Raw genomic sequence first — 7,075 nt, forward strand, 5'->3', positions numbered from 1 at the left:
CAAGGAGTAAGTGTGAATAAAGCGTTGAAAGTAGCTGGTTTGAGCTTTGCACTGATGGCTGCCGGCATGGGTTCTGCCTTCGCTGAGACCAAGATCGCCGTGGTGGATATGGGCGAAGTCTTCCAAAAGCTGCCCCAGCGTGAAGCCGTTGCAGCCAAGCTGAAAGGTGAATTCGAGCCGCGCATGCGTGAGCTGCAGAAGCTGGAACAGGAAGGCCAGAAGCTGGTCGAGAAGTTCCGCAAGGATGAAGCCTTCATGAGCGCCGAGCAGAAGAAGCAGAACCAGGAGAAGCTGGCCAAGCTGCAGATGGAGTTCAACCAGAAGCGTCAAGCCTTTGAGCAGGACAACGGTCGCCGTCAGTCCGAAGAGCGCAACAAGATCCTGACCAAGGTGCAGGCTGCCATCGATTCCATCGCCAAGAGCAATGGTTACGATCTGGTGCTGGAGCGCAATGCCGCCCCGTATGCCGCCAGCAAGCTGGACATCTCCGGCCAGGTTATTTCTCAGGTAAGCAAGAGCAACTAATTGATGGCATTCACTCTCGCACAGCTGGCCCAGCAACTGGGGGCCCAGATCCATGGCGACGGAACCCTGGAAATCCGCAAGGTAGCGACACTGGAAAAGGCCGGGGAGGGGGATATCACCTTCCTGTCCAACAAGAAGTACCGGCACTATCTGGAGCAGAGCAAGGCGACCGCCGTGCTCATTACAGAAGCGGATCTGCCATTTTGTCCCACCAATGCCCTGGTGCTCAAAGACCCCTATGTGGGCTTTGCCCGGGTAGCCCAACTGCTGGACACCACCCCGCAGCCGGCCACGGATATCCATCCGAGCGCCGTTATCGCGGCTGACGTACAACTGGGCGAGAGAGTGGCCATCGGCGCCAATGCAGTGATCGAATCCGGCGTCGTGCTGGGTGATGATGTACGCATTGGCCCGGGTTGTTTCGTTGGCAAGAACACCCGGCTGGGAGCCCGCTCCCGGCTGTGGGCCAACGTCACCCTCTATCACAATGTGACCATGGGCACCGACTGTCTGGTTCAATCCGGCACAGTGATCGGCGCCGATGGTTTCGGTTATGCCAACGAGCGTGGCGAGTGGATCAAGATCCCCCAGCTCGGCGGCGTGACTATCGGCAACCGGGTCGAGATCGGTGCCTGTACCACCATCGACCGCGGTGCGCTGGAAGATACCCGCATCGCTGACAACGTCATCATCGACAACCAGTGCCAGATCGCCCACAACGTGGAGATTGGTTACGGCACTGCCGTGGCGGGCTCCACCGTGATGGCTGGTAGTCTCAAGGTCGGCAAATACTGTATCATTGGTGGCGCTTCCGTCTTTAACGGGCATATGGAGATCTGCGATCAGGCCACCGTTACCGGTATGGCCATGGTGATGCGACCCATTACCGAGCCCGGTGTCTACTCTTCCGGCATCCCTCTGCAAACCAATAAAGAGTGGCGCAAGACCGCCGCCCGGGTGATGCGTATCGAAGAGATGCACAAGCGGTTAAGCAAGCTTGAGAAGAAGCTGGATCAAGAATAATCACGATTGGTATAGGGTACTGTTTTGACTACTGAAAAGAAGAGCCTGGGTATCCAGGAAATCATGGATCTGCTGCCCCACCGTTATCCGTTCCTGATGGTGGATCGGGTGGAAAACTACGAGATCAGCGATGAGCGCAAAACTCTGCGCGCCATCAAGAACGTCTCGTTCAACGAGCCGATCTTCCAGGGGCACTTCCCGGCCAAGCCGGTGTTCCCAGGGGTACTGATCCTGGAAGCGATGGCACAGGCCACCGGTATCCTGGCATTTACCATGGTGGGCAAACCGTCTCCCAATGAACTCTACTATTTTGCCTCAATCGACAACGCTCGCTTCAAGCGTCCGGTCGGCCCCGGTGATCAACTGGTGCTCGACGTGGAGTTCCTGAAAGAGCGTCGCGGTATTGCCAAGTTCACCGGTGTCGCTACCGTCGACGGTGAAGTGGTCTGTACCGCCGAGCTGATGTGCGCCAAACGCGAGGTTTAACACACGTGATCGACCAGACTGCCATCATTCACGATACAGCCATCGTCCATGAGTCTGCCGTGATCGGTAAAGGGGTTGAAATCGGCCCCTTTTCTGTCATCGGCGCCGAGGTGGAAATCGGTGACAACACCTGGGTAGGTTCCCATGTGGTGATCAAGGGCCCGACCAAGATTGGTCGCGGCAACAAGATCTTCCAGCACACCTCCATCGGTGAGGATTGCCAGGACAAGAAGTACGCCGGTGAGCGCACTTTCCTCGAGATTGGCGACAACAACGTCATTCGCGAGAACTGCACCTTCCACCGCGGTACCATTCAGGATCAATCCCTGACCAAGGTGGGCAGCGGCAACCTGTTCATGGTCAACGTCCACGTTGCCCACGACTGCATCATTGGTGACAACTGCATCTTCGCCAACAACGCGACCCTGGCTGGCCACGTGGTGATCGGTGACTTCGTGATCTTTGGTGGTCTCTCCGCCATTCACCAGTTCGGCCGCGTCGGTTCCCACGCCTTCGTCGGTGGCTGCGCCGCCCTGAACAAGGACGTACCGCCTTACGTGATGGCTGCCGGCAACTACGCCAAGCCGTTCGGGGTGAACTCCGAAGGTCTGCGTCGCCGCGGTTTCAGCGCCGAGGCCATCTCTGCCGTCAAGCGTGCCTACAAAGAGATCTTCCGCTCCGGCAAGACCATCGAAGAGGTGCTGCCGGTGCTGATCGAGATGGCGCAAGCCGAGCCGGCCGTCCAGCTCTATGTGGACTTCCTCAAAGACAACGAGCGCGGGATCATCCGTGCCTGATCCGGTTCGTATCGGTATCGTCGCCGGAGAGGTCTCCGGCGACATTCTGGCTGCCGGTCTGGTGCGCGAGCTGCAAGTCCGTTACCCGGACGCGCAGTTCGAAGGGATCGCCGGGCCGCGCATGCAGGCTCTGGGCGTCAAGGCCCTGTTCGAGATGGAAGAGCTCTCCGTCATGGGGATCACCGAGGTGCTGGGGCGTCTGCCGCGCATCCTCAAGGTTCGTCGCGAACTGCTGCGCCACTTTATTGCCAATCCGCCCGATATCTTCATCGGCGTGGATGCACCAGATTTCAATATCGGAGTGGAGCTGAAACTGCGCCGCGCCGGTATCAAGACGGTTCACTATGTCAGCCCCTCTGTGTGGGCCTGGCGCCAGAACCGCATTCACAAGATCAAGGCCGCCACCGACATGGTGCTCGCCTTCCTGCCCTTCGAGAAAGCCTTCTACGACCGCTTCGACGCCCCTTGCCGTTTTGTCGGTCACACCATGGCGGATGATATTCCGTTGGTGCCGGATCAGGCAGCCGTACGTCGCAATCTCGGTATCAATGCCAATCGCCGCTGGCTGGCAGTGCTGCCGGGCAGCCGCACCGCAGAAGTGGGCTTTATGTCTCCCCTGTTTCTCGAGGCATGCAAACACCTGACGGTGCGCTATCCGGATCTCGGCTTCATCGTGCCGCTGGTCAACCAGAAACGGCGTGAGCAGTTTATGGCCATCAAGGCCGAGGTAGCGCCGGGTCTCGACATGGTGCTGCTGGAAGGGCAGGGCCGCGAGGCGATGATCGCCGCCGACGTGGTGATGCTGGCCTCTGGCACCGCAGCGCTCGAAGCCATGCTGGTGAAAAAGCCGATGGTGGTGGGCTACAAGCTCAAGCCCTTCAGCTACTGGCTGGCCCAGCGACTGGTGAAGACCGAATTTGTCTCTCTGCCCAACCTGCTCGCCGGTCGCATGCTGGTGCCGGAACTCATCCAGCACGAGTGCACCCCGGAGAATCTGGTGGAAGAGGTGAGCAAGTACTTCGAGCACGACAACAGTGCGCTGGTCAATACCTTCACCGAGCTGCACCAGCTGATCCGCTGCAATGCCGACTCGCAGGCCGCCGATGCGGTGGCGGATCTGCTCGGCAGATAACGCTATTTCGGACCGTCGATTGCGCCGCGCTACCCGTTCATCCTTTTCGAGCGGTAATGCTGCGCCAGTCGACCCCTGTCAGGCCCCACGGGGCCTGTTTTGATTCAAGGCTACAAGATGATGATCGATATTCCTGACGACAAGCTGGTTGCCGGTGTGGACGAAGTGGGTCGTGGCCCCCTGGTGGGTGACGTGGTCACCGCTGCGGTCATTCTCGATCCCGCCAATCCGATCGCAGGGCTCAACGACTCCAAGAAGCTCTCCGAGAAGAAGCGCCTCGCCCTGTTTGACGAGATCAAAGAGAAAGCGCTCGCCTGGGCCATCGGTCGTGCAACTCCGGAGGAGATCGACGAGCTCAACATCCTGCATGCCACCATGCTGGCGATGCAGCGAGCCGTGGCGGGACTGAAGGTCACCCCCGAGCTGGTCTTTATCGATGGCAACCGCTGCCCTGCATTGCCGATGGAAGCGCGTGCCGTGGTCAAGGGCGATAGCCTGGTGGCCGCCATCAGCGCCGCCTCGATCCTCGCCAAGGTGACCCGCGATGCGGAGATGACCGAGCTGGACAGCCGTCATCCCGAATATGGTTTTGCCCGTCACAAGGGTTATCCGACTGCGGATCACCTCGCCATTCTGGCCGAGCGTGGCCCGTTGCCCGAATATCGCAAGAGCTTCAAACCGGTGCGCCGCGCACTGGGGATCGAGTAGACCATGCCATTTAGTTTGAGCAGCGAGAGGAGATGACGATGGCTGACCCCCGTTTTATCCACCTGCGAGTCCACTCCGACTTCTCCATGGTCGATGGCCTGCAGAAGATCAACCCCATCGTCGGGGCGGCTGCGGCCAACAACATGCCGGCGCTGGCGCTGACCGATCAGATGAACATGTGCGGTCTGGTGCGCTTCTATGGCGCGGCCCACGGCAAGGGGATCAAGCCCATCGTCGGGGCCGACTTCTGGGTGCAGAGCGATGAGCTTGGCGACGAGCAGTTCCGTCTCACCCTGCTCGCCATGGATAACGACGGCTACCAGAACATCACCCTGCTTATTTCCCGTGGTTACCAGCGCGGCCACGTGCAGGGGCGGCCGGTCATCGACAAGAGCTGGCTCGCCGAGCATGCCAAGGGGGTGATCGTCCTCTCCGGCGGCCGCGAGGGGGATGTGGGCAAGTTCCTGCTCAAGGGCAACCGGCAGATGACCGAGCAGTGTGTCGCCTTCTATCAGACCCACTTCCCCGATGCCTACTACCTCGAACTGCTGCGTACCGGTCGACCCGACGAAGAGGTCTACCTGCACATGGCGGTGGCGATTGCCACCGAGTTTGCGCTGCCGGTGGTGGCCACCAACGAGGTGGTGTTCCTCACCGCCGATGACTTCGATGCCCACGAGATCCGGGTCGCCATCCACGACGGCTACACCCTGATGGACAAGCGCCGGCCGCGCCGCTACAGCCCGCAGCAGTACCTGCGCAGCCAGGAGGAGATGGCGGAGCTGTTTGCCGACATCCCCGAGGCGCTGGAGAACACGGTGGAGATCGCCAAGCGCTGCAACGTGACGGTGCGCCTCGGCGAATACTTCCTGCCCAACTTCCCGACCGGTGACATGACCACCGAAGACTTCCTGGTCATGAAGTCGAAAGAGGGGTTGGAGGAGCGGCTGGAATTCCTGTTCCCGGATCCGGCGGTGCGGGCCGAGCGCCGTCCCGAGTATGACGAGCGTCTCGACATCGAGCTCAAAGTGATCAACCAGATGGGCTTCCCGGGTTACTTCCTCATCGTGATGGAGTTTATCCAGTGGTCCAAGGACAACGGCATCCCCGTTGGCCCGGGCCGGGGCTCGGGGGCTGGCTCTCTGGTGGCCTACGCCCTCAAGATCACCGACCTCGACCCGCTGGAATTTGACCTGCTGTTCGAACGTTTCCTGAACCCCGAGCGGGTATCCATGCCCGACTTCGACGTCGACTTCTGCATGGACAGGCGCGACGAGGTGATCGAGCACGTTTCCGACATGTATGGTCGGGAGGCGGTGTCGCAGATCATCACCTTCGGCAGCATGGCTGCCAAGGCGGTGGTGCGGGACGTAGGCCGGGTGCTGGGCCACGCTTACGGCTTTGTAGATCGCATCTCCAAGCTGATCCCGCCGGATCCGGGCATGACGCTCGCCAAGGCATTCGAGGCTGAGCCCAAGCTGCCCGAGCTCTACGAGCAGGATGAGGAGGTCAAAGACCTCATCGACATGGCCCGCCGCTTGGAAGGGGTGGTGCGCAACGCCGGTAAACACGCAGGTGGCGTGGTGATCGCGCCCACCAAGATCACCGACTTTGCGCCGCTCTATTGCGATGACGAAGGCCATCACCCGGTCACCCAGTTCGACAAGAACGATGTGGAATACGCAGGTCTGGTGAAGTTCGACTTCCTGGGTCTGCGCACCCTCACCATCATCGACTGGGCGCTCGGCATGATAAACCCGCGTCTTGCCAAAGAGGGCAAGCCGCCGGTGGATATCGCCGCCATCCCTATCGATGACAAGAAGTCGTTCGACCTACTGCAACGCTATGAGACCACAGCGGTATTCCAGCTGGAATCCCGCGGCATGAAGGATCTCATCAAGCGGCTGCGCCCCGACTGCTTCGAAGACATGATCGCACTGGTGGCCCTGTTCCGACCGGGCCCGCTCCAGTCTGGCATGGTGGATAACTTCATCGACCGCAAGCACGGTAATGAAGCGATCTCCTATCCGGACGAGAAGTGGCAGCACGAGAGCCTGAAACCGATTCTGGAGCCCACCTACGGCATCATCCTCTATCAGGAGCAGGTGATGCAGATCGCCCAGACCCTGGCGGGTTATACGCTGGGTGGCGCGGATATGCTGCGCCGGGCGATGGGTAAGAAAAAGCCCGAGGAGATGGCCAAGCAGCGGGCCGGTTTCGAGGAGGGCGCCGTCAAGAATGGCGTCGACGGCGAGCTGGCGATGAAGATCTTCGATCTGGTGGAGAAGTTTGCGGGCTACGGCTTCAACAAATCCCACTCCGCCGCCTATGCGCTGGTCTCCTACCAGACCCTCTGGCTCAAGACCCACTTCCCGGCCGAGTTCATGGCGGCGGTGATGACCGC

7 protein-coding genes are annotated in these 7,075 nt (G+C 60.2%); all 7 read left to right on the plus strand.

Going from position 1 to position 7,075, the window contains the following annotated elements; genetic code table 11:
- Nucleotides 1-12 precede the first annotated feature (12 nt).
- The gene (locus G5358_RS19555; protein WP_005338563.1) at nt 13-525 is read left to right on the plus strand and encodes an OmpH family outer membrane protein; all 513 of its coding nucleotides are present in this window, start codon (nt 13-15) and stop codon (nt 523-525) included.
- Nucleotides 526-528: 3 nt separating this feature from the next.
- Nucleotides 529-1,548: a UDP-3-O-(3-hydroxymyristoyl)glucosamine N-acyltransferase gene (gene lpxD / locus G5358_RS19560; RefSeq protein ID WP_421324744.1), complete on the plus strand. Its 1,020-nt coding sequence runs from the start codon at nt 529-531 to the stop codon at nt 1,546-1,548.
- Nucleotides 1,549-1,572: 24 nt separating this feature from the next.
- Nucleotides 1,573-2,034, plus strand: a complete 462-nt coding sequence (gene fabZ / locus G5358_RS19565; protein WP_184155768.1) for a 3-hydroxyacyl-ACP dehydratase FabZ — start codon at nt 1,573-1,575, stop codon at nt 2,032-2,034.
- Between the two features lie 5 nt (nt 2,035-2,039).
- The gene (gene lpxA, locus G5358_RS19570) at nt 2,040-2,831 is read left to right on the plus strand and encodes an acyl-ACP--UDP-N-acetylglucosamine O-acyltransferase (RefSeq protein WP_005338557.1); all 792 of its coding nucleotides are present in this window, start codon (nt 2,040-2,042) and stop codon (nt 2,829-2,831) included.
- Complete coding sequence (gene lpxB, locus G5358_RS19575) at nt 2,824-3,963, plus strand: lipid-A-disaccharide synthase (RefSeq protein WP_216951878.1); 1,140 nt, start codon at nt 2,824-2,826, stop codon at nt 3,961-3,963. The genes lpxA and lpxB overlap by 8 nt, the downstream gene beginning before the upstream one ends.
- A gap of 117 nt (nt 3,964-4,080) precedes the next feature.
- Nucleotides 4,081-4,671 (plus strand): ribonuclease HII, encoded by a 591-nt coding sequence (rnhB, locus tag G5358_RS19580; RefSeq protein WP_216951877.1) that lies wholly within the window; start codon nt 4,081-4,083, stop codon nt 4,669-4,671.
- Between the two features lie 38 nt (nt 4,672-4,709).
- A partial coding sequence (gene dnaE, locus G5358_RS19585; RefSeq protein WP_421324745.1) for a DNA polymerase III subunit alpha occupies nt 4,710-7,075 on the plus strand: 2,366 nt, incomplete at its 3' end.

The organism is Aeromonas sp. 604176, assembly GCF_049170755.1.
GTDB classification, from domain to species: Bacteria; Pseudomonadota; Gammaproteobacteria; order Enterobacterales; family Aeromonadaceae; genus Aeromonas; species Aeromonas veronii_A.